The following is a 24,755-nucleotide window of genomic DNA, read 5'->3' as shown; positions in this document are numbered from 1 at the left end:
TAGTTTGTCATTCCCGCGTAGGTGGGAATCTTAATTATACAACCTCTTTGTTTTTTGAAACTAGGAGGTTTTTTTATTTTTACGTTATTGCGAGGATGAAACAGCCTACATTGTGCGCGGTCGAAGTGTGGCAATCTGTCAATTATTATTATAATGCACTACTTAACAAATAAGATTTGGTTCCCAAACGTAAATGAAGCCACCGAAGACGGATTACTCGCCATTGGAGGTGATTTGTCGGTTGAGCGTCTGTTGCACGCTTATAAAAACGGTATTTTTCCTTGGTTTGAGGCCGAAGAGCCTATTTTATGGTGGTCGCCCCATCCGCGATTTGTGCTGTTTCCAGAAAAGCTTAAAGTGTCAAAAAGCATGAAACAAATATTGCGCAATCGCGATTATACCGTTACCGTAAACAAAGCGTTTAAAGCGGTGATTACCGAATGCTCGAAAATAAAACGCAACGGACAAACAGGCACTTGGATAACCAATACTATGATTGAGGCATACACGAAACTACACGAATTGGGCTATGCAAAATCCGTTGAAGTTTGGCGCGATAACAATCTAGTTGCTGGTTTATACGGCATCGATTTGGGCAATAATGTGTTTTGTGGCGAAAGCATGTTTACCAAAGAAAGCAACGCCAGTAAAGCTGGTTTTATAACGTTTATACAAAACACACATTACAAGCTTATAGATTGCCAAGTGTACACCAAACATTTAGAAAGTTTGGGCGCTGAGGAGATTTCAAGAGATTTGTTTTTGGAGTATTTAAAATAGTAATCTAAAAAATTTAATTATTATTTTTAATATTAAAAATGAAGCAATAATGGCAGAAATGGTATTTCTATGTTGCGTATTTGTGTACCCGAAATAATCTTCTTCCTTTTTAGGTCCAAAAATAAAATCTTTTCTTTTAGGTTTCTCTTTTTTTAAAATAATACCATAGAGGTAAGCTAAAATCCACCTAACTGTTCCCCCAAGTAAATTTTTAATCTGTTTTTCAGTTTTGTAGCTATACTTCTTCATACCTAAAACACCCAAGCTCATGGTCGTTAACCATTCCAGTCGCTTGCATGTGCGCATAAACTACGGTAGAGCCCACAAATTTAAATCCACGTTTTTTTAAATCTTTGCTTAGGGCATCGCTTAAAGGCGTGTTGGCAGGTGCGTCGGTGTAGTGTTTAAGTTTGTTTTTAATAGGTTTGCCATCAACAAAAGCCCAAATGTATTTTGAGAACGATCCAAATTCTTCCTGAATTTTCATAAAAGCTTGGGCATTGGTAATGGTGGCTTTTACTTTCAGCTTGTTTCTTATTATACCAGCATCTTGCAATAAAGCGTCAATTTTATCTTGGTTGTATTGGGCTATTTTTTTATAGTCAAAATTATCAAAGGCTTTCCTGAAGTTTTCGCGTTTGCGTAAAATGGTAATCCAACTTAAACCCGCTTGAAAGGTTTCTAAAATTAAAAACTCAAAAAGCGTCGCATCGTCATAAACCGGAACGCCCCATTCTTTGTCATGATAAGTTTCGTATAAATTATCTCCAACACACCAGCCACATCTATGTTTTTTTTCCATAAGCTATTAATAAATAAACATTAATAATTAGGAGCCCATTTTGGGCTGTAAGGTTTAAATTTAAAACATGACAAATATCATCTTAAATAAAACACCAAGGTACTAAATTTGTGCCATCATATTTTGTCAATAAAACATAAAATCATGGATTCTATTATAAAAAATAGTTTAAAAAATAGCATGTCGTATGCCGAATACAGAAATTTGGTAAAGCAGTTGGTTGTAGATAATTCGACCACTGGAGACGATAAAAGTGAAGCAATGGTTGACTATACCAAGCTTAACGACAGACGGATGAACCGCTGGGATAAAACCATAAAAATTTCGGAGAATGCTAAAAAAAGAATAGAGTCTTTTGAAGAAAATATGACCTGGTTGCTACTTACCGAAAGCTGGTGTGGCGATGCGGCTCATGTAGTGCCTGCCATAAATAAGGTGGCCGAATTAAACGACCATATTGATTTAAGAATTGTACTTCGTGATGACAATCCAGATTTAATGAATGCCTTTTTAACCAATGGTGGAAGGGCAATTCCGAAGTTAATCATTGTTGAAAATGCAACAGGTAATGTTGTAAATACTTTTGGGCCTCGACCAACTGAAGCCACAAACTATGTGAATAGATTTAAAGCAAAATACGGCACATTAACTCCAGAATTTAAAGAAGATTTACAGCATTGGTATAATAACGATAAGGGACAAAATGTAATAAATGATCTTACCGAATTGCTGTGCGAATTACAGCCTACCGTTTGCCAATAAAGTTAAATGTAATAGAACCTATTTGGCTTTTTTTAGAAGTATCGGTGCTAAACTGAGCGTTTTTTGCATACTCCAATGCGTGTTCAACCAAGCATTCGTTTGATGTGGATGAAGACGAGTTTACATAGGCATCGGTTACATCGCCTTGGGCATTAACGGTAATGTTTATAACAATTTTACCGCCAATTTCACAGAGGTAAACCGGAATTGGAATGTATATTTTTTTTCGGTCTACTAACGAATAGCTGATGGTGCTTTTGGTGTTGGCGCCCTCGTCTTGCTGTTTTTTTAACAAGTCGTTTACTTTGCTAAACGACGAGAGTTCTTCGGTATTTAATTTAGAATCATCAGAGCTCTCATATACTTTTTTAAAAGCGTTATTTTGCTCGGGTGCACCGCTGTTTTTTGGCACATAATCCTCAGGTGGCGCAATGGGTTTATAGGCCTGGGCAAACTGTTTGTTGTTGCTGGTTTCGTTAAAGGCTTTATTGGTTTCTGCCTTACTGGCATTTAAGTTTTCTAAGGCTTCAAGTATTTTTATTTCTTCTTCGGTGAGTTCTTCTTCGGGCTCCATTTCATAGTAACTTTCAGAAATAAATTCACTTTGTTTTTTAAGGCTTAAATTGAAAATAGAAAGTACCACGGTGCCCGCTAAAAGCAAGGTAATAAGTAGGGCTTTATGTTGATTTGTTAGGTTCAAATCTGAGTTCATTTAGTGCAATTCTATATGAAATATACGTAAAAATAAATAATTTAGCCTTTTAGGTATGTAATGAAGGTTTCAATTGAAACGGCATCGGCAACATGAAAGGCTCCAATTCTTGTTCTTCGGAGTGATGATAAATGTGCACCAGACTGCAATGCTTGTCCAAAATCGTTGGCTAAAGAACGGATATATGTGCCTTTGCTGCAAACAACTCTAAAGTCGATATTTATGGAGTCGGTATCACCATCTATGGCATCGATATTAGTGATTTCAAATTCTTGAATGCTTACAGTTCTTGCTTTAATATCAACCGATTCGCCAGATCTCGCATATTCGTATAAACGTTTTCCATCCTTTTTTAAGGCTGAAAATACCGGTGGAAATTGCTCAATCTCACCAACAAACTGTTCCGTGGTTTTATGGATTAGATCTTCGGTAATGTGATCCGTTGGAAATGTTTCATTTATCTCGGTTTCCAAATCAAAGGAAGGTGTTGTGCTTCCTAAAACAAAGGTGCCCGTGTACTCCTTTATTTGGCCTTGAAAGGTATCGATTTGCTTGGTCATTTTCCCCGTGCAAATCACTAATAAACCTGTAGCTAAAGGGTCTAAGGTGCCGGCGTGACCGACTTTTATTTTTTTAATGTTGAAGGCCTGACGGATTTCCCAACGGAGTTTATTAACCACTTGAAACGAGGTCCAATGCAACGGCTTATCAATAAGTAAAACTTGTCCGGAAAGATAGGCTTCTTTCGAAATCATGTTATGAGTTTAGCACGGAAAAAATAATAGCAATAACGCCAACAATAGCACAATACACGGCAAAATAGGATAGTTTGCTTTTTTTAACCAAGGCAATCATCCAAGTACAGGCGAATAGACCCGCCACAAATGCCGCGACGAACCCCACAGAAAGCGTTGTGATATTATGGCTTTCCATCGAAATGTCTCCGCTTAAAACATCTTTGGCGATTTTTCCGAATATTAACGGCACCACCATTAAAAATGAAAAACGGGCTGCTTTGGTTTTATCGTTCCCCAACAATACCGATGTTGAAATTGTTGCACCAGAACGTGAAATTCCGGGTAACATGGCAATAGCTTGAGAAATACCAATGATAAAGGCGTTTTGAAAAGATACCTTTTTATCGGTGTCTTTGGCCTTGTCTGCCAAATAAAGTAAAAGTGCCGTGATAATAAGCATAAAGCCAACAAGTTTAATGTTGCCGCCAAATAACTCGGCAAATTGGGATTCGTAGGTGTAACCAATTACAGCCGCAGGAATCATAGAAACCACAATTTTACTAACAAACTGTAAATCTTCGTTCCATTGAAATTTTAAAAGTCCTTTTAGGATGTCTAAAATATCTTTTCTAAAAACAACCATGGTACTTAACGCAGTTGCAAAATGCAAAACCACGGTAAACAACAAGCTTTCTTCAGGTACGGAATTATCACCTAAAATGGCTTTCCCCAGTTCTAAATGACCACTTGAAGAAACCGGTAAAAATTCGGTAAGCCCTTGAATAATGCCAAGGATGATTGCGTCGATTATATCCATGGGGCAAAAATATTAAAATTGGAACGGTAAAGCTTGAAAATCAATGGGGATTTATTTTTTGGATTTTGATTTATCGGGATTCAATAAAATAGCATACATTTCAATACCAAACCCAATCAAAACTAAGGTTGGTGCCAACCGGATGCGTCGCCAACTAAAAATTTCAGGATTAAAAACATTGGGGTCGTCGCTACCGCCACCGGCCATTAAAATAAAACCAAGCGCAATAAACGCTAAACCAATAAACATGAATTTATAGTTTTTCTTTCCAAAAACAAAAACAAATTTCGAGTTTTCTTTACGTTTTTTATCTCCCATAATGCTGAATAAAATAGTAATGCAAATTAACGGATTTATTTAAATAGAACTGTTAATACCATGGTAAATTAACTAATAATACAGTTGGTCGGTTTTCAAATTTAAAAAACGCTGGGTTGCAAAATGCGTGCTTATCCATGTAATGATAATGCCTAAAGCAAAAATAAAAACAAACAATGCGCCCATTAAAACAGGATTGCTTAACAACTCCAATTCGGTAAATGATTTATTGAGATAAAACAAAACAACAGCCATACCAATTAATGCCAAAATCGCGCCAATAATGCCCAGACGAACGCTTTTCCAAACAAATGGACGACGAATAAATCGTTTTGTAGCGCCAACCATTTGCATGGTTTTAATGGTAAATCGTTTAGAATACACTGCCAATCGTATCGAACTATTAATAAGCAATACCGCGATTAAGGTAAAAATACCGCTAATTACCAATACCCAAAAACTTATTTTTTTAACGTTGTCGTTCATCAAATTAACAAGGTCGTTATCGTAAGTCACTTCATCAACAAAGTTTTTATTTAACGCTTCCGCGGAAATTTTTTCAAGATGCTCTGAGGTTACAAAATCGGCTTTTAAATGCACATCGATGGAATTTTGCAAGGGGTTGTAACCCACAAAATCCATAAAATCCTCACCGTTTTCAGCTTTCATAAATTCGGCAGCCTGTTCTTTCGAAACATATTCGGTCGATTTTACATAATCTGCCATCGCCAAACTTTTTTCAAGCTGTTTTACTTCAACATCTTTGGCGTTTTCTTTTAGGTAAATGGTTAATACGACCTGCTCTTTAAAATGATCAGACACCTTTTTGGCATTTAAAATAAGCATGCCCAATAAACCCAATAAAAACAATACCAGTGCAATGCTTAGTACCACCGAAAAATAGGAAGAAATAAGTCTGCGTTTTTGGTGTTTTTCGAAAGATGTACTCATAAAATAATGGGATTAACGGTGTAAAAATAGTAAAGAAATTGAAAAGAGACTTCAAAAGCCATAAGTCTTTTGATTTCAATTGAATTTGTCATTCCCTTGAAAATTGGAATCTCACCTTTTAAGGGCGTTTTTTCGTTTTTCAAATTAAATATTTAGAATAATTACTGATGTTTAAGGATTACAACGTTTAAACTTTCAACATTGTTATAATAAGCTTAAATTTGCAGCTTGAAAAAGTGGGCAGTAATCAGTCTTCAGTGGGCAGTAATTTGAAAATAAAAGCTTATAATGAAATACGATTTCAATAAAATCGAAGAAAAGTGGCAAAAATATTGGGCAGAAAACCAAACTTTTAAAGCCGTAAACGGTAGCGACAAACCAAAATATTATGTGTTGGATATGTTTCCCTATCCAAGTGGTGCGGGCTTGCACGTTGGGCATCCCTTGGGTTATATCGCCTCGGATATTTATGCGCGTTACAAGCGCCACCAAGGGTTTAATGTATTGCATCCGCAAGGGTACGATAGCTTTGGTTTGCCGGCTGAACAATATGCGATTCAAACCGGGCAACATCCTGCAATCACTACTGCTGAAAACATAAAAACTTATCGCCGTCAACTCGATCAAATCGGGTTTTCGTTCGATTGGTCGCGTGAAGTAAGAACTTCCGACCCCAATTATTATAAATGGACGCAATGGATTTTTATCCAATTGTTCAATTCGTGGTACAATAACGACAGCGATAAAGCTGAAGATATTTCAGAATTGATAAAGCTTTTTGAAGCTGAAGGAAACGCAACAGTAAATGCTGTATGCGATGATAATATCGAATTATTTACTGCGGTCGATTGGAATGCTTTCGACACGGTAAAACAGCAACAGATATTATTGCAATACCGTTTAACCTATTTAGCCGAAACCGAAGTGAATTGGTGTCCCGCTTTAGGAACCGTTTTAGCAAACGATGAGATTGTTAATGGGGTTTCAGAACGTGGCGGGCATCCGGTAATCCGTAAAAAAATGACCCAATGGAGTATGCGTATATCGGCTTATGCAGAGCGTTTGCTACAAGGTTTGGATAAAATTGATTGGACAGATGCTTTAAAAGAAAGCCAACGCAACTGGATTGGAAAATCGGTTGGAGCGAGTGTGTCGTTTAACGTTTTGCCCAAAAATGAAAACGAGAATGTCACCCTGAGCGCAGTTGAAGGGTCCCATAAAATAGATGTATTCACGACCAGACCCGACACCATTTTCGGAGTCAGTTTCATGACGCTTGCACCAGAGCACGAATTGGTATCGCAAATTACAACACCTGAGCAAAAAGCTGAGGTGGACGCTTATGTTGAAGCCACGGCAAAACGTAGCGAACGCGATAGAATGGCCGATGTAAAAACCATTTCGGGCGTGTTTACGGGTGCTTATGCCGAACATCCATTTACAAAAGAACCTATTCCTATTTGGATTGGCGATTACGTGTTGGCAGGCTATGGTACAGGTGCGGTAATGTCGGTGCCTTGTGGCGATCAGCGTGATTACGATTTTGCAAAACATTTTAATATTCCAATTCCAAATATTTTTGATGGGGTAGATATTTCTGAAGAAGCATTTTCAGATAAAGAAAAAACCGTAATTGGAAACAGCGATTTCCTTAACGGATTAAACTATAAAAAAGCCACCAAACGCGTTATATACGAATTGGAAAAAATTAAACAGGGCGAAGGAAAAACCAATTACCGTTTGCGCGATGCGGTGTTTTCGCGACAGCGTTATTGGGGCGAGCCGTTTCCCGTATATTATGTAAACGGGATGCCACAAATGATTGATACGGCACATTTACCAATAAAACTGCCCGAAGTTGAAAAATACTTACCCACCGAAACTGGCGAACCACCATTGGGGAACGCCACAAAGTGGGCTTGGTGTACTAAAACAAACAAAGTGGTTTCTAATGAGATGCTGAAACAAGTTCAGCATGACAAAAAGGAGCAGGATGTCACCCTGAGCGCAGTCGAAGGGTCTCAACACAATGGCGTTTACCCTCTCGAATTAAACACCATGCCCGGGTGGGCAGGAAGCTCGTGGTATTTTAACCGCTATATGGATGCCCATAACGAAAACGAATTTGCAAGTAAAGAAGCACTAAACTATTGGAAGGACGTCGATTTGTACATTGGTGGCAGCGAGCATGCCACAGGGCATTTACTGTACGCGCGTTTTTGGCAGAAATTTTTGTTTGATAAAGGTTTGGTGCCCGTTGATGAGTTTGCCAAAAAACTGATTAACCAGGGGATGATTTTGGGGACTAGTGCTTTTGTTAAAGTGTCAAGCTCATTTTCAATTGAAGATAAATTAAATAGATTTTCTAAGGTGAAATTGAGTTTAAAATCACCAATTCTTTTTTCAGATTTTAATTTTTCAGATTATCCAGATGATGGAGATTATTTTAAAGAACTTTATAGTTTAATTTTAAAGCTATCTTCAATAAAAGACAAAGAGTTTCTTTTAAAATCTTTTGATAATAATATTGTAATTCAAAACTTAGAGTTTTCCCGAAGTTATAATATACCTGTAGATTGTGTTGGCCCCGGAGCAAAAGTTGATTTGAAGAAGTTAAAAGCATGGGAAATGTTTCATTCAATATTAGGCAAGGCGCAGTTGGTAGAGGGGTTTGATTTGTTTGCCGATTTTGACGTCGAAAAAATGTCGAAATCCAAATACAACGTTGTTAATCCAGATGATATTGTTTCAGATTACGGCGCGGATTCTTTACGTTTATACGAAATGTTCCTCGGCCCGTTGGAGCAATACAAACCTTGGAAAACTGCTGGTATTACGGGTGTGCATTCCTTCCTAAAAAAGCTTTGGAAATTGTATGCCGATGATAACGGACTTAAAGTTAATGATGCTGAACCATCAAAAGAGTCTTTAAAAACACTGCACAAAACCATTAAAAAAGTACAGGAAGATATTGAGAGTTTTTCATTTAATACCTCGGTGTCTACTTTTATGATTGCGGTTAACGAGTTAACGGCTCAAAAATGTACATCAAAAGACATACTCGAACCGCTCTTGATTTTAATCTCGCCGTATGCGCCGCATATTGCCGAGGAATTATGGCATCAATTGGGGCATGCCGAGTCGATTTCAACTGCGGCATTCCCGAAATTCGAGGAAAAGCACTTGGTAGAAAGCAGTAAAAATTACCCCATTTCGTTTAACGGTAAAATGCGCTTTACCATGGAATTGCCTTTGGATATGAGTAAAGAAGACATTGAAAAAGCGGTATTGGCACACGAGAAAACCAAGGACCAATTACAAGGGCGCGAACCCAAAAAAGTGATTGTGGTACCCGGAAAAATCGTGAATATTGTGGGGTAGTTTTTTTGTCATGTCGAAATGAGGTACGATTGAGATATCACATAGTATATGTCGTTTGATGATGTGATTTCTCCTGTTGTCGAAATGACAAAAGGTTAATGGATTACGGTTTGTTCCGCGTTAGGGATAGCAGTGGAAAGCCCACAGCGAGGTACGAGCGAGGACTTGCAACGGATAGCCCGACCCTCCCGATAGCTATCGGGATTGGGTAACGCCCACTTCTCGATACATCCCGAAAAAATTCGAGACACTCGAAGTGACACAAGTTTTAATTAAAATTAGCACATGGATTACATAGAATTTATAGGTTTTGCAGCAGCCATTTTAACTACCGCTGCTTTTTTGCCACAAGTGTTTAAAACGTGGCAAACCAAAGACGTTTCGGGGTTGTCGTTACCCATGCTTATTATGTTTTTTGTGGGCGTCGCATTATGGTTGGTTTATGCCTTGTTTATTAATAGTCCATCGATGATTGCCGCTAACGCGATAACGATTATTTCGGCGTTTTTGTTAATCTATTTTAAGGTGAAATATAATTAGCAATTTTTTAACAGACTGACAAAACTTCAGACCGCAACATTGGCGTTATTTTTGCTATATTTAAAATTAATTAAAAAGAGAAAAAGATGATAGGATATTATATATTAATCGGGGCGATTGCTTTGGTGAGTTGGTTGGTAAGCAGTACGCTAAAGCGGAAATTTGAGAAGTACTCCAAAGTACAATTGCGCAATGGAATGAGCGGTGCCGAAATTGCCGAAAAAATGCTGGCAGACCACGGTATTTACGACGTTGAGGTTATTTCGACCCCGGGGCGTTTAACCGACCATTATAACCCTAAAAACAAAACGGTTAATTTAAGCGAGGCAGTTTACAACCAGCGAAATGCGGCTGCGGCTGCGGTTGCGGCGCACGAATGTGGGCATGCCGTACAGCATGCGCAGGCTTACGAGTGGCTTAAAATGCGTTCTGCTTTAGTACCCGTAGTAAGTGTAACTTCGGGCATGTCGCAATGGCTCATTATTGGTGGTTTAATACTTGGTGGTGCAGCAGGCTTAGGTTTAGGCTGGTGGGTTGCGGTTGCCGGTGTAGTGATGATGGGGTTTGCAACCTTATTTAGCTTTATTACCTTACCGGTTGAGTACGATGCCAGTAACCGCGCTTTGGCATGGCTAAAAAACAAAAATATGGTATCGCAACAGGAGTACGCAGGTTCGGAAGATGCCTTAAAATGGGCAGCACGAACCTATTTAGTTGCCGCTATTGGCGCTTTGGCAACCTTGTTGTATTGGGCGCTACAAGTGTTTGGTGGTAGCCGCGATTAAGTTTAAAAATAAACAGTTAAAAGCCTTGAAAATTTTCAGGGCTTTTTTGTTTATTTACGTTTCAATAAAAAAATTGAATGGATAATCCTTTAGCATATTATAATAATCATTTAAAAATCTATAAAGCTAAAGCCGATAAGCTTTATAAACGCATGACAACTCTCAGCTTGCTTAGGGTCATCGTATTTTTATCCACCGGTTTTGGCGTGTATTTAAGTTTTGGTTTTTGGCAACTGGCGGTTTTAATTTTGATAATTGGCATTGCTATTTTTGCGTTTTTGCTTTCAAAACATACCGATGTTAAAGCGCAGCGAAACTTTAACAACGCATTGGTGTCCATTAATGAAGAGGAACTTAAAATAGCTACGGGCGATTTTCATAGCAGAAATGAAGGCTTGCAATTTCAAAACCCCAACCATTTCTATAGTTTGGATATCGATTTGTTTGGGCGTGGGTCGTTCTTTCAATTTATAAACCGTACCACCATTAACGAGGGAACCAAAAAATTAGCTGAAGCGTTGTTGGCAAATGATACCGATAACATTGTTTTACGGCAAACCGCGATTAAAGAATTGAGCCGTAAACCTAAGTGGCGCCAGCAGTATTCTGCAACATCAAGTTTGGTTTCTGTTGAAACTCCGGCAAAAGATATTATCAATTGGCTGCAACATTACAAACCGTTTTTACCAAAAATGATGCGCTGGTTTCCGTTGGTGTTTTCCTTGCTTTCCATTGCTATTTTCACATTGGCTTTGTTCAATCTTATTGATATGGTTTTTATAGGTTATTGGTTGCTTATTGGATTGGGCATTACGGGTATTTATGTTAAAAAAACCAATATACTTTCATCGAATACCGATAAGGTTAAAGACACTTTTCGTCAATATGCATCGCTTTTAAACCGTATTGAAAACGAGGATTTTACATCGGAGTTGTTGAAAGAAAAACAACAGAAAATTCAATCGGACACCAAAAAAGCATCAGCTATTTTTAATGAGCTTTCAAAATCTTTGGATGCCTTGGACAATCGGAATAATTTGATTTCAGCCATTTTGGGAAACGGATTATTTCTTTCCGATATAAAAAACAGCTACCGTATCGAGCAATGGATTAAACAATATGCCGATAAAGTTGAAGATTGGTTTGAGGTGGTTTCGTTTTTTGATGCCTACAATTCGCTTGGTGGTTTTGCATACAATCATCCAGAATTTGTGTTCCCGGAAATCAATACCTCTCAAACGGTTATAAAAGCAGAGGAGTTAGGGCATCCGCTACTCAATAAAAACAAACGGGTTGACAGTAATTTAAGCATTGAAAACGAACAGTTTTTTATTGTTACCGGCGCAAATATGGCTGGTAAAAGCACCTTTTTACGTACGGTATCTTTACATATTGTTATGGCCAATGTGGGCTTGCCCGTTTGTGCAAAATCCAGTAGTTATTCGCCTGTAAAATTGATAACAAGTATGCGGACTTCGGATTCTCTGACCGATGACAGTTCGTATTTCTTTTCAGAGTTAACCCGATTGAAATACATTGTGGATGCTATAAAAACCGAACCGTACTTTATTGTTTTGGATGAAATTTTAAAAGGCACAAACAGCACCGATAAAGCCATTGGATCTAAAAAATTTGTAGAAAAGCTGGTCGCATCAAACGCTACGGGTATTATCGCTACACATGATTTAAGTTTGTGCGAGATTGAAAAGGAACTCGACGACGTGAAAAATTATTATTTTGATGCCAAAATTATAAACGATGAACTTCACTTTGATTATACCTTAAAACAAGGTATTTGCCAAAATATGAATGCGTCTTTTTTATTAAAGAAAATGGAGATTGTTTAAAAGTTTGAAGCACGAAGACTGAAGTTTGAATTTGTTTTTAGGTGGTTTTTATGTTTATAACTTCGTAATCTTATCAACCATTTCTCTGGCATTTTTATCATCTGGTTTTAAACTCAACACTTTGTAATAGTTTTTTAAAGCTTCGGTGTAATTTTTTGTTTCAAAATAAGCTTCGCCCAAACTATCGTAAACATTGTATTTATAGGGAAATATTTTGGTGTTCAAATCGAAAATATACAAAGCTTTCTCTATTTGATTTGAGCGTAAAATCGAGTAACCAAAAGTATTTAATTCGCGACTGCCTTTTACAAATTCGGCCAGTCTTGGCACTAAAATAGATTCCTCCATTTTTAAACTGTTAATAGTTTTTGAGTTGAGTAAGTTGTACATATAATTGGCCGCCATATAATTTGGGGTGTACTTGTTTTTGGATACAATAGTCAACATATCACGCTCAAAAGTTTCTTTGGGATGCTCAACAATTCTATTGATTTCTTTACCATTTTTATAGAAAATAAAGGTTGGCACCCGATGGATGTTCAACCCTTTTTCCTCGCCATCGGGACTTTGTTTATAAGCTTCTTTGGTACTATTGACCGCAATAACTTGCAATTGATTTTCAGGAAATTTCGCGGCTTCCAAAACTTTATAAAACCGAGGGACTTCTTTTTTGCTATCGCCACACCAAGTGCCTAAAAAAGCTTTAATTTCATATTGGTTTAACGAATCTTTTAACTGCTTAGCAATGCCTTTATTAACTAAATAATCGTCGTAATTTTTAGAAAACCAAGTGTTGAATGTGTTTTTAGTTAAGTCAAATTTTGAGATTTCTCCCAATAAAAGTTCATTTCCTTTTTCATCGGTTATAAGTTTATTTGCCGTTTGGGAAAATGAAAAAAGTAGATTAAGTAAAAGGATGGATAAGATAACGGTTCGTTTCATGTGTAAAATGATTTTTTTGACTGATGATTTTCAAACCTAAAACAGTTGTGCAAACCCTGCCAATTAAGTTTACAAACGGCACACTTAAATTTACAAACGGCAATGTTTGTGTAGTTTGCAATACTAAAACCGTTTTTTGTACATAATTTTTTGTTGCTTTTGCATTTCTCTTTACTTTCAGCAGGAAATAATGCTGGTTTTACACAAACATACTTCGCAAATTTTAGTGCACATCCTGTTTTGGATGCTGTTTATATTAGTATCGCTTTTTTTGTTTTCAGACTTTTATTGGCACGACAATCCGTTTTTGCAATACCTGTCCATCCTCGTTATTATTGTTTACGCCAACCATTTTGTGTTGCTTCCGTTTTTTGTTAAAAAGCGGCTTTATATTTTGTACGTTTTCGTTTTTGCCGCCATCTCGTTTTTAGCCACCGAATTGTATTGCAATGTGTTTGCAGAATGCGGATGTTCTATTATGAAATGTTTAAGCGACTACTTATGGCAAACGCTGGTGCCGCTCATATTTTTCTCTTTTATTTGGATGCTGTACCGGTTTTTAGATGAACAAGCCGAAGTGGAACAGATTAAAAAAGAACACACCGAAATGGAGCTGAAGTTTTTAAAATCGCAAATAAACCCGCATGTGCTTTTTAATAATTTGAACACCATTTATTCCTATACTTTAGAAAAACCAAACGAAGCTGCCAACCTTATTTTAATGCTATCCGATAACTTAAAACATGTACTTTACGAAAGTAATGCTGAAACGATTTCTTTGAAAAAAGAGATTCAGTTTATTGATAATTACATGAAATTTCAAAAGCTACGAACCGAAGGCACAAAACAGATTCATTATTCAAAAAACATCGATTCGTTTCAGCATAAAATTGCGCCATTGCTTTTAATAACCATTATCGAGAACGCTTTTAAACACAGTACTTTAAATAGCGATATTTCGATCTCTATTAATATTGAAAATAATAGTTTAGAATGTATTTGTGAGAATGATTTTGACAAAGAGAAAGTAACCGAAACCGATTTTAAAATAGGCTTACAAAACTTAGAAAAACGATTAAAACTGATTTATAAAGATAAATTCATCTTTAAAATTAATAAAACTGAAACCTTCAAAGTGTATTTAAAATTGATTCTTGAATAAGTTTGTCATTCCTGCGATGGCAGGAATCCAGAAAACATAAAGCTATGAATTGCATCATCATTGAAGACGAAATTCCTGCTCAAAAAGTTTTAAAAAACTTTATTGGTAAAGTTCCTCATCTCAATTTGATTGATACGTTTAAAGCGGCCATTGAAGCTAATTCGTTTTTAAACTCCAATGCGGTTGATGTCATTTTTTTAGATATTAACTTACCCGATATTTCTGGGCTCGATTTTATTAAAACCGTTAAAAATCCACCAGCAATTATAATGACGACAGCATATCCCGATTACGCGGTTTCTAGTTTCGAGCTCGATACGATAGTTGATTATTTGGTAAAGCCTTTTTCGTTCGATAGGTTTTTAAAAGCCATTAATAAAGCAAAAGATAGAATTGAAACGCCCAAAAGCAACACCGAAGACAAAGACGAGGAAACCATCTTTTTAAATGTCGATAAAACATTGCACAAGCTTACTTTTAACACAATACTTTATATTGAATCGGACCGGAATTACATTACCGTTGTTACCGAAACCCAAAAGCTATCGTATATTGATGCGTTAAAAAATTGGCATTCCAAATTACCGAAGAACCAGTTTTTTCAAGTGCATAAATCATTTATTATAAACCGAAAATTTGTCGATAAAATTTCAGGAAACATCCTTTTTATAAAAGAAAATAAAATCCCCATTGGCAGGACTTACAAGCAGAATTTATTAAAACAACTGAAAATTATATAGTTTTTCGACCTGCAAGGTTTTCAAAACCTTGTAGGTCTACCTTTCTTAATTTGATAAAATACCTACAAGGTCAAAAAGAGACCTTGCAGGACGACCTATTTATGTCTTACAAGTTGAGTTAATTACTTGTATTGTGCGGGTTTAATCAAATTCAATTTTTGTGTAGCGGTTACCAATGTGGTAATAGTTTTTTTATTCATAAACACCAAACCAATTCAGTTCATCTTTCCAATCCTTTTTTTGGTAATCGACTTTATTATTGGTGTAAACTCTAAACATTCTGTTATAACCTGTTGATTGTAAAATATTTTTGATTGAGTCTATTTTTGTTTTATTTATGCCTTTATCTATCAATAAATTAAACTGAAAATTTGTTGAATCTAATTCGGTTTCTTGAGAAGCTATAAAAACAAAAGTTTCATAATTAATTTCATCTAATCCATAAGTTTTGTCACTATCAGTTTTAGCTATTAATTTTCCATCTCTAAATCCAACGTAAACATCTAATCCATTTCCTTTTTCGTTACTTGAAATCAAATTACTTTTAGAAGGTAAATCAATTGTCAATTGTAATCGTTTCAGAAAATAATCATACGCATTTTCAATTCGCAAAATTGGTGGTCCAAAAATGCTATCTGTTGGCCTTTTAATAAAAAGCGTATCTAGATTTTTACTTAATTTATAATCAAATTCTTTAGTTTTAATTCCGAAACTGTCAAGTCCTTTAATTGTCTCAAGATATAGTTTTGATTCGTTGATAATCCATTCGTTTATGTATGACATTCCGAATTCATTAACAATAAGAGAGTCTTTGTAAAATTCAAATTCATTCATTCCATTCACAACACTCCAATTCCCAATTAGTTTGTCTTTTTCAGGATTTGAAGAGCAAGAATGTAAAATTGAAACTAAAATTATTATTCTAAAAATCGTTTTCATCAAATTATTGCCAACTCGCGGGATAAACATATTATATTTTGTTACAATCTACTTTTTAGGATGCACCAATTCCATTTCATCAATTAAGTGTTTGGCACCCGCATATTTATCGACAATAAAAAGGATGTAACGCACATCCACCATAATATTTCGGCAAATTTCGGGGTCGTAATTCATGTCGCTCATTGTGCCTTCCCAAACCCTATCGAAGTTCAACCCTACTAAATTGCCGTTGGCATCAATAGCTGGACTACCCGAATTTCCTCCTGTGGTGTGGTTGGTGCCCAAAAAGCAAACCGGTACTTTTCCGTTGGTATCGGCATATTGCCCGTAATCTTTTGCAGCGTATAAATCGCGGAGTTTTTGTGGCACGTCAAACTCGTAATCTCCCGGAATATATTTTTCAATAACACCGTCTAAATAGCTCACATGGTTGTAATATACCGCATCTCTGGGTGAATAGCCACGAACCTGACCGTATGTAACACGAAGCGTACTGTTCGCATCCGGGAAATAACGCGCATTGGGTAAAGCCTCCATTAAAGCGGTCATGTATTGGGTTTGTAACGCGGTAATCGGCTCGTTTTTTTTCTGAAATTCTTTATCGATAACATTGAAAAACTCATCGATAAGTGGTTTAGCGTATTTGTAAGCGGCATCGTTATTAATGTTGTTTAAGACCTCTTCTGGTGTGCCTTCTAATAATTTTAAAGCCGTATCTAAATTCGTGAAGGCCGTTTTATCATAAATTGAAGCATCCACATGATTGGTGTATAAAGGCATCACGCTATTGAACACGCCTCTATCCACATCGACATTATAATTTTTATGGATTTTCTTTAACCTTGCCGAAAGATCTGCTTTGGCAGGTTCAAAAACATTGGGGTTGTTTTTGATGGCTTCCATAACTTGATAGGTTCTAAAAGTCATTTGCATCAACTCATTAGTGGTTAAAAACACCTCGATAAAATTACGGCGCTTAATGTTTACGGGTGCAAAATCTTTGTACAAACGGTCAAACTCCGGAAGGATATTACCATATTTTTTCTCCAAGCCTTTTTCTTTTAAGGCCTTGGTAAAAGTAGCTTCGAAAGCACGTCTTTTTTCTACGGCATTACTTTTTTCAATGCCTAAGTTCTCGCCTATCCATTTTTTCCAAGCATTGGCTATTCTGGCTTGTTTTGAGGCGTATTTTATGCGCACCTCGTCATCAGCTTTCATCTTTTCATCAATCACTTTTAAAGCCGCTTCGCGAATGGCAATGTTTGTTGGGTTGTAATCTTTTGTGATATGTTCAATAGCAACGGCAGGTAAATATTCGTTGGTGCGACCCGGAAAACCAAATACCAAGGTAAAATCGCCTTCTTCAACACCATCAAGCGATATGGGTAAAAAATGTTTTGGGGTGTACGGTTTGTTGTTTTCGCTGTATTTTGCTGGACGATTATTGGCATCGGCATAAATTCGGAACAAAGCGAAATCGCCTGTGTGCCTTGGGAACACCCAATTATCGGTATCGCTGCCAAACTTACCAATACTGCTTGGTGGCGCACCAACCAAACGAATATCATCAAAACGTTCGGTAACAAATAAAAAGTACTGATTGCCTTTGTAAAACGCTTTTATTTTGGCGTCTTGCCAAGTTTCTTTGGGCCATGTTTTTAAAATCCCATTGCTGGTTTTATCAAGGGCAGACTGTTTTTCTTTTTCGGTCATTTGCTCATTTACGGCTGCCAAAACTTTGTTGGTTACATCGTGTATGCTCACAATAAACTCAATAAACAAACCGTTGTTTGGAAGTTCTTCTTCAAAATTCTTTGCCCAAAAACCATGCTTTAAATAATCGTTTTCAAGAGAGGAATGCGATTGTATTTGGCTAAATCCGCAATGGTGATTGGTTAAAATCAAGCCTTTTGGCGAAATCACTTCACTGGTGCATCCGCCGTTAAAATGCCCAATGGCATCTTTTAAACTGGAGTTGTTAACGTCGTAGATATCTTCGGCCGTTAACTTGCTGCCCAAACTGGTCATTTCCTCCTCATTCATGCCTTCTAAAAGCGAAGGAATCCACATGCCACCTTGCTGTGCAAAGGCGTTTAACGATACAAATAGCAATAAAAATTTAAGAAATTTCATGGTGTTAATTTTAGAATAAAATCAAATATATAAAGCATTTATTTATTGTGTAAATTTACTGCTAATAATAATTAAAAAATGCAACATATCTCTAAATTGCCGGATGTTGGCACCACTATTTTTACGGTTATGGCAACTTTGGCTAAAAAGCATCGCGCGATAAATTTAGCGCAAGGTTTCCCCGATTTCAAAATGGATGCAAACCTTATCGATTTGGTTACTTCCGCTATGAAAAACGGACACAACCAATATGCGCCCATGCCCGGAGATTTAGGGTTGCGTGAGGCGATTGCAAAAAAGTTCGATTTGTTGTACAATACAAGTTATCATCCGGAACAAGAGCTCACCATTACCGCAGGCGCAACCCAAGCTATTTTTAGTGTTATTTCAGCATTTATTAAACCAAATGATGAGGTTATTATTTTTAGGCCGGCGTACGATTGTTACCAACCCGCCATTGCATTAAATGGAGGAAAAACAGTTTCGATTGCTTTGGCATCTCCCGATTTTAAAGTGGATTGGAATGTGGTAAAAGCGAAAATTAATAGTCGTACTAAAATGATGATTATCAATACGCCACAAAACCCTATCGGTACCATTTTTTCTGAAGCTGACATGCTTCAATTGCAACAAATAACCAAGGAAACCGATATTATTGTATTGAGTGACGAGGTTTACGAGCATATGGTTTTTGATGGCAAAAAACACCAAAGCGTATGCTTGTTTCCAGACTTAAAATCCAGAAGCTTTATCGTCGCTTCTTTTGGTAAAACCTTCCATAATACCGGCTGGAAAACGGGTTATTGTTGTGCTCCAAAAACGTTGATGAGCGAGTTTAGAAAAGTGCATCAGTTTAATGTATTTAGCGTTAATCATCCCATGCAAAAGGCATTGGCCGAATATTTGGAAAATGAAAATCATTATTTGGAACTATCGGTATTTTACCAACAAAAAAGAGACCTGGTTTTAAGTTTGATAAAAGATTCGCGGTTTAAGTTTACGCCATCAAAAGGCACGTATTTTCAGCTTTTGGATTATTCTGAAATTACTAATGAAAACGATGTCGATTTCGCAAAACGGCTGACTATTGAAAACAAATTGGCATCGATACCTATTTCGGTGTTTTATGATACCAAAATTGAAAGTAAAATGCTTCGGTTTTGTTTTGCCAAAAAAGATGACACTTTAAAACGTGCCGCGGATATTTTGAACCACGTTTGATTTAGTTTGCCACGAATTCACGAATATATTTTTGGAACACCCTCAAACATTCGTGAATTAGTGGCAACAATTAAGTTGCGTTTTGCACAGAATGATAAAATCAATACTTTTAATACATGAACAATCAACTCAAAATAGCAATAATTCAATCAGATTTAGTTTGGGAAAACCCAGAGCAAAATCGAAATAATTTTTCTAAAAAAATAAAACATATTTCTGAGCAAGTTGATGTGATTATATTGCCCGAAATGTTTACCACAGGGTTTACCATGAATGCCAAGGCTGTTGCCGAAACCATGCAAGGTAAAACGGTAGAGTGGATGAAAAATACCGCTTCAAAGTACAATGCAGCTATGGTTGGAAGCCTTATTATTTCTGAAGACAACCAATATTTTAACCGCTTGTTGTTTGTTGAGCCTTCCGGAAAAATAATTATTTATAACAAACGACATACCTTTACTTTGGTTGGTGAAGATAAAGTGTTTGCCGCTGGACAAGAGAAAGTTATCGTCAGTTATAAAGGTTGGAACATTTGTCCGTTAATTTGTTACGATTTACGCTTTCCCGTTTGGGCGAGAAACACTGAGGATTATGATGTATTAATTTACGTTGCCAATTGGCCAAAGCCCAGGGTTTCAGCTTGGGATGCCTTATTAAAAGCGCGCGCCATTGAGAATATGAGTTATTGCATTGGTGTAAACCGCGTTGGGATTGATGGTGTGGATAGTGAGTATTCGGGACATTCAGCGGTTTATGATGTTTTAGGAAATGTAATGACTTCATTTAAACCCAGTAAAGAACAGACCGAAATCGTGACATTGGAAAAAAACCACATATCCAAATACAGAAATAAATTTAAGTTTTTAGATGATAAAGACGCGTTTACTCTTCAATAAAATTTAAAGTCTGTACAAAACTCCAATCCGACCGAACTTCATCGTCCATTTCAAAATGGCTTACACGCTCCGGCTGAATTTTTTTAAGGTAATTACCGGGATCATATTTCCCGTTGCCATTGGTATCAAAAATCACTCTAATAAAATACTTTCCAGAGTCTAAGGTTAAGAAATCCAAAGGCTCGGGTTTGGTTACGTATTTTTCGTATTTAACTTCGCCATTGGCGTTGGTTAACTGAAAAATAATAGGGTATTTTGCATTTGCCAATGTAAATCTTACCGATCCAAAATCCGAGGCTTTTTTAGTTTTTACAGCGTAGTTTAAAGTATCATTTCTATTATCGAAAAAATCGGTAAAAGCTTCGGGTAATATTTGAATGTTATAGTTGTTGTCTTCGGTTTTGTTAAAGTCGAAATTATAAGTATTTGTAATGGAATCGTATTGGGTTGTAAAATCAACATTTGTAGAATCTCGATCTAAAATACGCATTTTTGAAGCATCAAAATCTGTAAAAGGAATGTTGGCAAAAATCTTAAAAGCATCTTCGTAACCTATATTCCCGGTCGGTTGTGCTTTAAATATCAAAGAATCTCTTTTTTGCTCGCTAATGCGTACGGTAAAATCTTTTTCAAAAGTAGGGTGCGACACATTAAACAACAACGAGTCCACCTCTAATCTGGGTTTGTACCAATAGTAAAGCGTGTCGGTTTTTTCATCTTTAGAAATACGATGTGAAAAATCTTCAGGCGTTTCAGAAGTTATCTTTATTTTCATGTCTTTATAATCGCCCTCGTACCCAAAAGCAATTTTTTCACCTGCTATTAAACGTGGTCTTGCGGCTTTAAAATCGAGTTGTTCGGAAAATAGTTTTAAGGTGTAAAGCGAATCGTTGGGCACTTCAATAAAGTTTTCATGAAAAGCGATTTGATCTGTTTTTTGCTGAAATTTATTATCGTTATTAGCATCTTTTAAGGCTATAAGCATATATTTCCCAGCTTTAATGTTTTCAATCGAAAACGTGGTAACACTATCGAGGGTGTTGGTAATATATTTTGGCGCTTCTTTGTAAACAATGGAATCGTTAAAGGTAGAATCTACTTCGTATAAACCCACCGATACAAAGGTTTCGGGTTCTCTTTTAAACGCATCAACAATTTGCCCCTTTACGGTTAACGAATCTATATAATCGCCCGTTGAAAACACATATCGGTAATAGGGGAATGGGTTGCCTTCGTTGTTGTCGGTAATACTATTCCCAAAGTTAAAGGCGTAGGTTGTATTCGGTGGCAGCGTATCGTTTATTCTAATTTTTATCTCTTTACTCGCATTACCAAGCGGTGTTATATCGGGTTGGTATGTCATAGGAGGCGAGATAATCAATTGCTTTTGCAAGTCTTTTATCTTAATGTATTCGTCGAAAACAATCTTGATTTCGTTGCCTTTAAAATTAGTCGAAAAATTTTCGGGCGTAGATTTTTCAATACTCGGAGGCGTGTCGTCTTTTGGTCCACCACTTGGGGTGCCCCTATTGGCACAATTAATAAAAATTAAGCTTATTAATGCGATAAAAATAAAGTTAGAAAGGGTCTTGCTCATCGACTCATTTTAAATTTTTACAAACCTACATAAATTTTAGAAACATAACGTTTAAACTTATCAAGCTATTGCCATGGTTGCGATACTGATTTTAACGGTTTCAACTTGCTTTAAAACCAATATGCAAGCTTCCATTGTGGCACCTGTGGTAATAATATCATCAACCAATAAAATGTGTTTATTATCAATGGCCGCCATGTTTTTTAAAGCAAATAATTCATCTGTATTCATCCAACGGGAAATGCGCCCTTTTGTAGTTTGCGATTTGGTATTGGTGATTTTAACCAACACATCGTCTCTATAATCGGTGTTTAAAGCCTTTGCTATTTGTTGACCAAATTTTGCCACTTGATTAAAACCTCTTTTTTTTAGCTTGTTTTTATGAAGTGGTACGGGAATTACCAGGTCTATGGCGTTGTACTGTGCAACGGTTTTTAATTCGCCTCCAAGCCAGTTGCCTAAGAAATACCCAATATTATCATAACCCCTATACTTTAATCCGTGAATGAGTTGTTGTACCAATCCTTTTTTTTCAAACCTAAAAAGGGCGGTGCCGTTTTCAACTTTTGCACGTCCGTAAAGTACCTTTTTTACTGCATCATTATCATCAAAATGAAAATTGGTAACGGGCAAATCGTGCCGACAATCAATGCAAATCGTATCGGCGTTGTCGTCTAATAAATTAAGACACGCATAGCATACTTTGGGGAAGAATAAATTGATAACAGATTCAATCATTTGTGATAAAAAAAAATTAGAAAGAATGTACAAAAAGATAGATTGAACATAAGAATACGAATATAGAGATTAAAATCCCTAATGTTTTATCAAATTTAGAGTAAGGTATGCCTTTTTGTCCACGTTTTTTTGAGTGTTCCCATTCAAAAAAATAACATAGAAAAATATAAACTGATAAAAGCGCAATTCCAATAGAAAATAATAACATAATATCAAATATAAGTAAAACTAGTAATTGATGTATTGTAAGTTTTGTTGAAAAAAGTAATAAAACCCACCTTATTTTTCACTAAAGAACTCTGTTAGTTTAAAGTGGTTTCATATTTTTGCATCATGGCAAATCAAGACGATCAATTTAAGAAAGTAATCTCTCATGCGAAGGAGTATGGTTACGTGTTCCAGAGTAGTGAAATCTACGATGGATTAAGTGCTGTTTATGACTATGCACAAAACGGCGCAGAGTTAAAGAAAAATATACGCGACTATTGGTGGAAGGCCATGGTGCAAATGAACGATAATATTGTGGGCATTGACTCCGCCATATTTATGCATCCAACCATTTGGAAAGCCTCGGGGCACGTTGATGCTTTTAACGACCCCTTAATTGACAATAAAGATTCTAAAAAACGCTATCGTGCCGATGTTTTAATTGAAGACTATTGTGCTAAAATTGAAGCTAAAATCGATAAAGAAGTAGCTAAAGCGGCAAAACGTTTTGGTGATGCCTTTAATAAAGACGAATTTGTTACTACCAACAAACGTGTTTTAGGCTATCAAGAAAAAATAGACACAACGCTTTCGCGGATGGCAAAATCTTTGGATAACGAAGATTTAGCCGATGTTAAATTACTTATTGAAGAGTTGGAAATTGCCGATCCGTTAACCGGCAGTAAAAATTGGACTGAAGTAAAGCAGTTTAATTTAATGTTCGGTACCAAGTTAGGCGCATCGGCTGATACTGCGATGGATTTATATTTACGACCCGAAACGGCACAAGGTATTTTTGTGAACTTTTTGAACGTACAAAAAACGGGACGCATGAAAATTCCGTTTGGTATCGCCCAAACCGGAAAAGCCTTTAGAAACGAAATTGTAGCACGTCAATTTATTTTCAGAATGCGCGAGTTCGAGCAAATGGAAATGCAGTTTTTTATAAAACCAGGCACGCAAAAAGAGTGGTACGAGCATTGGAAGGAAGCCCGATTAAAATGGCATTTATCCTTAGGCATGGGCGAAGAAAATTACCGTTTTCACGACCACGAAAAATTAGCGCATTATGCTGATGCAGCAGCCGATATCGAGTTTAAGTTTCCTTTTGGGTTTAAAGAATTGGAAGGTATCCATTCGCGCACCGATTTTGATTTAAAAGCCCACGAAGAATTTTCAGGTAAAAAATTACAGTATTTCGACCACGAAGAAAACGCCAGTTACACACCGTATGTCTTAGAAACATCCATTGGTTTAGACCGTATGTTTTTGGCCGTATTCTCAAATTCGTTACAAGAAGAAGAACTTGAAAACGGCACTACACGAACCGTTTTAAAATTGCCAAGTGTTTTAGCACCGGTTAAAGCCGCCATTTTTCCTTTGGTTAAAAAAGATGGTTTGCCAGAAATCGCTAAACAAATTGTAAACGATTTAAAATGGGATTTTAATGTGTTTTACGATGAAAAGGATGCTGTTGGAAAACGTTACAGGCGTCAAGATGCCAACGGAACACCATTCTGCATCACTGTTGATCACGACACTTTAGAAGATAACATGGTTACCATTCGCCACCGCGATACCATGGAGCAGCAACGCGTTAAAATTGAAGATTTACGTAAAATTATCAAGCAAGAGGTTGATGTGCGTTCTTGGTTGATGAAAATGTAAAACCTCCTGTTTTATCAGGAATTTTAAATGAAAAAAAATAAATTTCAAATCCCAAACATTGTGTTTGGGATTATTTT

Annotated in this window: 23 protein-coding genes; 11 read left to right on the top strand and 12 right to left on the bottom strand. The window is 36.6% G+C overall.

All coding sequences use genetic code 11. The features are described 5' to 3' along the window. Positions 1–153 precede the first annotated feature (153 nt). Positions 154–780: a leucyl/phenylalanyl-tRNA--protein transferase gene (gene aat, locus RNZ46_RS06200; RefSeq protein ID WP_316984513.1), complete on the top strand. Its 627-nt coding sequence runs from the start codon at positions 154–156 to the stop codon at positions 778–780. Here the strand turns inward: aat and RNZ46_RS06195 are convergent. Both RNZ46_RS06195 and RNZ46_RS06190 read right to left on the bottom strand, forming a co-directional pair. Next, a complete protein-coding gene (locus RNZ46_RS06195) occupies positions 772–1,044 on the bottom strand; it encodes a hypothetical protein (protein WP_316984512.1) in 273 nt (90 codons plus the stop codon). The two genes, aat and RNZ46_RS06195, sit on opposite strands and share 9 nt — an antisense overlap. Further along, the gene (locus tag RNZ46_RS06190; RefSeq protein WP_316984511.1) at positions 1,016–1,582 is read right to left on the bottom strand and encodes a DNA-3-methyladenine glycosylase I; all 567 of its coding nucleotides are present in this window, start codon (positions 1,580–1,582) and stop codon (positions 1,016–1,018) included. Before RNZ46_RS06190 ends, RNZ46_RS06195 begins: the two co-directional genes overlap by 29 nt. A gap of 144 nt (positions 1,583–1,726) precedes the next feature. Here RNZ46_RS06190 and RNZ46_RS06185 point away from each other — a divergent pair, with 144 nt between their 5' ends. After that, positions 1,727–2,344, top strand: a complete 618-nt coding sequence (locus RNZ46_RS06185) for a thioredoxin family protein (protein ID WP_316984510.1) — start codon at positions 1,727–1,729, stop codon at positions 2,342–2,344. Here the strand turns inward: RNZ46_RS06185 and RNZ46_RS06180 are convergent. The 5 genes from RNZ46_RS06180 to RNZ46_RS06160 all read right to left on the bottom strand — a co-directional run bounded on the left by RNZ46_RS06180 (position 2,328) and on the right by RNZ46_RS06160 (position 5,879). Next, positions 2,328–3,056: an energy transducer TonB family protein gene (locus tag RNZ46_RS06180; protein WP_316984509.1), complete on the bottom strand. Its 729-nt coding sequence runs from the start codon at positions 3,054–3,056 to the stop codon at positions 2,328–2,330. The two genes, RNZ46_RS06185 and RNZ46_RS06180, sit on opposite strands and share 17 nt — an antisense overlap. A 41-nt stretch (positions 3,057–3,097) precedes the next feature. Then, the gene (truB, locus tag RNZ46_RS06175) at positions 3,098–3,811 is read right to left on the bottom strand and encodes a tRNA pseudouridine(55) synthase TruB (protein ID WP_316984508.1); all 714 of its coding nucleotides are present in this window, start codon (positions 3,809–3,811) and stop codon (positions 3,098–3,100) included. Position 3,812: 1 nt separating this feature from the next. Continuing rightward, positions 3,813–4,610 (bottom strand): undecaprenyl-diphosphate phosphatase, encoded by a 798-nt coding sequence (locus tag RNZ46_RS06170; RefSeq protein WP_316984507.1) that lies wholly within the window; start codon positions 4,608–4,610, stop codon positions 3,813–3,815. Positions 4,611–4,661: 51 nt separating this feature from the next. Beyond that, entirely contained in the window at positions 4,662–4,928 is a 267-nt protein-coding gene (locus RNZ46_RS06165; RefSeq protein ID WP_316984506.1) for a DUF3098 domain-containing protein, read from the bottom strand. A gap of 72 nt (positions 4,929–5,000) precedes the next feature. Then, positions 5,001–5,879: a cell division protein FtsX gene (locus RNZ46_RS06160; protein ID WP_316984505.1), complete on the bottom strand. Its 879-nt coding sequence runs from the start codon at positions 5,877–5,879 to the stop codon at positions 5,001–5,003. A gap of 288 nt (positions 5,880–6,167) precedes the next feature. On the opposite strand from RNZ46_RS06160, the gene RNZ46_RS06155 reads away from it, so the two are divergent. The 4 genes from RNZ46_RS06155 to RNZ46_RS06140 all read left to right on the top strand — a co-directional run bounded on the left by RNZ46_RS06155 (position 6,168) and on the right by RNZ46_RS06140 (position 12,432). After that, positions 6,168–9,260, top strand: coding sequence for a leucine--tRNA ligase (locus RNZ46_RS06155; RefSeq protein ID WP_316984504.1), 3,093 nt, complete (start codon positions 6,168–6,170; stop codon positions 9,258–9,260). A 285-nt stretch (positions 9,261–9,545) separates the two neighbouring features. Then, positions 9,546–9,800, top strand: coding sequence for a SemiSWEET family sugar transporter (locus tag RNZ46_RS06150; protein ID WP_316984503.1), 255 nt, complete (start codon positions 9,546–9,548; stop codon positions 9,798–9,800). 86 nt (positions 9,801–9,886) lie between these two features. Beyond that, the gene (locus tag RNZ46_RS06145) at positions 9,887–10,585 is read left to right on the top strand and encodes a zinc metallopeptidase (protein ID WP_316984502.1); all 699 of its coding nucleotides are present in this window, start codon (positions 9,887–9,889) and stop codon (positions 10,583–10,585) included. A gap of 77 nt (positions 10,586–10,662) precedes the next feature. Further along, complete coding sequence (locus tag RNZ46_RS06140) at positions 10,663–12,432, top strand: MutS-related protein (protein ID WP_316984501.1); 1,770 nt, start codon at positions 10,663–10,665, stop codon at positions 12,430–12,432. 54 nt (positions 12,433–12,486) lie between these two features. Here RNZ46_RS06140 and RNZ46_RS06135 read toward each other — a convergent pair whose 3' ends face one another. Further along, positions 12,487–13,374, bottom strand: coding sequence for a thioredoxin domain-containing protein (locus RNZ46_RS06135; RefSeq protein WP_316984500.1), 888 nt, complete (start codon positions 13,372–13,374; stop codon positions 12,487–12,489). 190 nt (positions 13,375–13,564) lie between these two features. Here RNZ46_RS06135 and RNZ46_RS06130 point away from each other — a divergent pair, with 190 nt between their 5' ends. After that, positions 13,565–14,536, top strand: coding sequence for a sensor histidine kinase (locus RNZ46_RS06130; protein WP_316984499.1), 972 nt, complete (start codon positions 13,565–13,567; stop codon positions 14,534–14,536). A gap of 44 nt (positions 14,537–14,580) precedes the next feature. After that, positions 14,581–15,276 carry a LytR/AlgR family response regulator transcription factor gene (locus RNZ46_RS06125; RefSeq protein ID WP_316984498.1) on the top strand — a complete coding sequence of 232 codons (696 nt, stop codon included), beginning with the start codon at positions 14,581–14,583 and terminating at the stop codon, positions 15,274–15,276. 192 nt (positions 15,277–15,468) lie between these two features. Here the strand turns inward: RNZ46_RS06125 and RNZ46_RS06120 are convergent, their stop codons facing one another. Then, positions 15,469–16,215: a hypothetical protein gene (locus RNZ46_RS06120; protein WP_316984497.1), complete on the bottom strand. Its 747-nt coding sequence runs from the start codon at positions 16,213–16,215 to the stop codon at positions 15,469–15,471. Between the two features lie 48 nt (positions 16,216–16,263). After that, entirely contained in the window at positions 16,264–18,351 is a 2,088-nt protein-coding gene (locus RNZ46_RS06115) for a S46 family peptidase (protein WP_316984496.1), read from the bottom strand. 78 nt (positions 18,352–18,429) lie between these two features. On the opposite strand from RNZ46_RS06115, the gene RNZ46_RS06110 reads away from it, so the two are divergent. Continuing rightward, positions 18,430–19,572, top strand: a complete 1,143-nt coding sequence (locus RNZ46_RS06110) for a methionine aminotransferase (protein ID WP_316984495.1) — start codon at positions 18,430–18,432, stop codon at positions 19,570–19,572. A gap of 116 nt (positions 19,573–19,688) precedes the next feature. Further along, the gene (locus RNZ46_RS06105) at positions 19,689–20,468 is read left to right on the top strand and encodes an amidohydrolase (RefSeq protein ID WP_316984494.1); all 780 of its coding nucleotides are present in this window, start codon (positions 19,689–19,691) and stop codon (positions 20,466–20,468) included. On the opposite strand, the gene RNZ46_RS06100 is transcribed toward RNZ46_RS06105, so the two are convergent. Next, a complete protein-coding gene (locus RNZ46_RS06100) occupies positions 20,455–22,065 on the bottom strand; it encodes an Ig-like domain-containing domain (RefSeq protein WP_316984493.1) in 1,611 nt (536 codons plus the stop codon). The genes RNZ46_RS06105 and RNZ46_RS06100 overlap by 14 nt on opposite strands. Positions 22,066–22,125: 60 nt before the next feature. Continuing rightward, on the bottom strand, positions 22,126–22,803 hold the full coding sequence (locus RNZ46_RS06095; RefSeq protein ID WP_316984492.1) for a ComF family protein: 678 nt from the start codon (positions 22,801–22,803) through the stop codon (positions 22,126–22,128). A 333-nt stretch (positions 22,804–23,136) separates the two neighbouring features. Between RNZ46_RS06095 and RNZ46_RS06090 the strand changes: the two genes are divergently transcribed. Continuing rightward, complete coding sequence (locus RNZ46_RS06090; protein WP_316984491.1) at positions 23,137–24,678, top strand: glycine--tRNA ligase; 1,542 nt, start codon at positions 23,137–23,139, stop codon at positions 24,676–24,678. The last annotated feature ends 77 nt before the right edge of the window (positions 24,679–24,755 follow it).

The organism is Hwangdonia lutea, from assembly GCF_032814565.1.
Taxonomy (GTDB): domain Bacteria; phylum Bacteroidota; class Bacteroidia; order Flavobacteriales; family Flavobacteriaceae; genus Hwangdonia; species Hwangdonia lutea.
The sequence above is the reverse complement of the archived record's forward strand: the minus strand, read 5'-3'. Positions and strand labels throughout refer to the sequence as shown.

Coding starts and splice junctions, on each gene's coding strand:
- RNZ46_RS06135 (WP_316984500.1), bottom strand. CDS start 13,374: ATGAAACGAACCGTTATCTTATCCATCCTTTTACTTAATCTACTTTTT.
- RNZ46_RS06145 (WP_316984502.1), top strand. CDS start 9,887: ATGATAGGATATTATATATTAATCGGGGCGATTGCTTTGGTGAGTTGG.
- RNZ46_RS06095 (WP_316984492.1), bottom strand. CDS start 22,803: ATGATTGAATCTGTTATCAATTTATTCTTCCCCAAAGTATGCTATGCG.
- RNZ46_RS06180 (WP_316984509.1), bottom strand. CDS start 3,056: ATGAACTCAGATTTGAACCTAACAAATCAACATAAAGCCCTACTTATT.
- RNZ46_RS06110 (WP_316984495.1), top strand. CDS start 18,430: ATGCAACATATCTCTAAATTGCCGGATGTTGGCACCACTATTTTTACG.
- RNZ46_RS06140 (WP_316984501.1), top strand. CDS start 10,663: ATGGATAATCCTTTAGCATATTATAATAATCATTTAAAAATCTATAAA.
- RNZ46_RS06190 (WP_316984511.1), bottom strand. CDS start 1,582: ATGGAAAAAAAACATAGATGTGGCTGGTGTGTTGGAGATAATTTATAC.
- truB (WP_316984508.1), bottom strand. CDS start 3,811: ATGATTTCGAAAGAAGCCTATCTTTCCGGACAAGTTTTACTTATTGAT.
- RNZ46_RS06165 (WP_316984506.1), bottom strand. CDS start 4,928: ATGGGAGATAAAAAACGTAAAGAAAACTCGAAATTTGTTTTTGTTTTT.
- RNZ46_RS06125 (WP_316984498.1), top strand. CDS start 14,581: ATGAATTGCATCATCATTGAAGACGAAATTCCTGCTCAAAAAGTTTTA.
- aat (WP_316984513.1), top strand. CDS start 154: ATGCACTACTTAACAAATAAGATTTGGTTCCCAAACGTAAATGAAGCC.
- RNZ46_RS06120 (WP_316984497.1), bottom strand. CDS start 16,215: ATGAAAACGATTTTTAGAATAATAATTTTAGTTTCAATTTTACATTCT.
- RNZ46_RS06115 (WP_316984496.1), bottom strand. CDS start 18,351: ATGAAATTTCTTAAATTTTTATTGCTATTTGTATCGTTAAACGCCTTT.
- RNZ46_RS06185 (WP_316984510.1), top strand. CDS start 1,727: ATGGATTCTATTATAAAAAATAGTTTAAAAAATAGCATGTCGTATGCC.
- RNZ46_RS06170 (WP_316984507.1), bottom strand. CDS start 4,610: ATGGATATAATCGACGCAATCATCCTTGGCATTATTCAAGGGCTTACC.
- RNZ46_RS06160 (WP_316984505.1), bottom strand. CDS start 5,879: ATGAGTACATCTTTCGAAAAACACCAAAAACGCAGACTTATTTCTTCC.
- RNZ46_RS06100 (WP_316984493.1), bottom strand. CDS start 22,065: ATGAGCAAGACCCTTTCTAACTTTATTTTTATCGCATTAATAAGCTTA.
- RNZ46_RS06090 (WP_316984491.1), top strand. CDS start 23,137: ATGGCAAATCAAGACGATCAATTTAAGAAAGTAATCTCTCATGCGAAG.
- RNZ46_RS06105 (WP_316984494.1), top strand. CDS start 19,689: ATGAACAATCAACTCAAAATAGCAATAATTCAATCAGATTTAGTTTGG.
- RNZ46_RS06150 (WP_316984503.1), top strand. CDS start 9,546: ATGGATTACATAGAATTTATAGGTTTTGCAGCAGCCATTTTAACTACC.
- RNZ46_RS06130 (WP_316984499.1), top strand. CDS start 13,565: ATGCTGGTTTTACACAAACATACTTCGCAAATTTTAGTGCACATCCTG.
- RNZ46_RS06155 (WP_316984504.1), top strand. CDS start 6,168: ATGAAATACGATTTCAATAAAATCGAAGAAAAGTGGCAAAAATATTGG.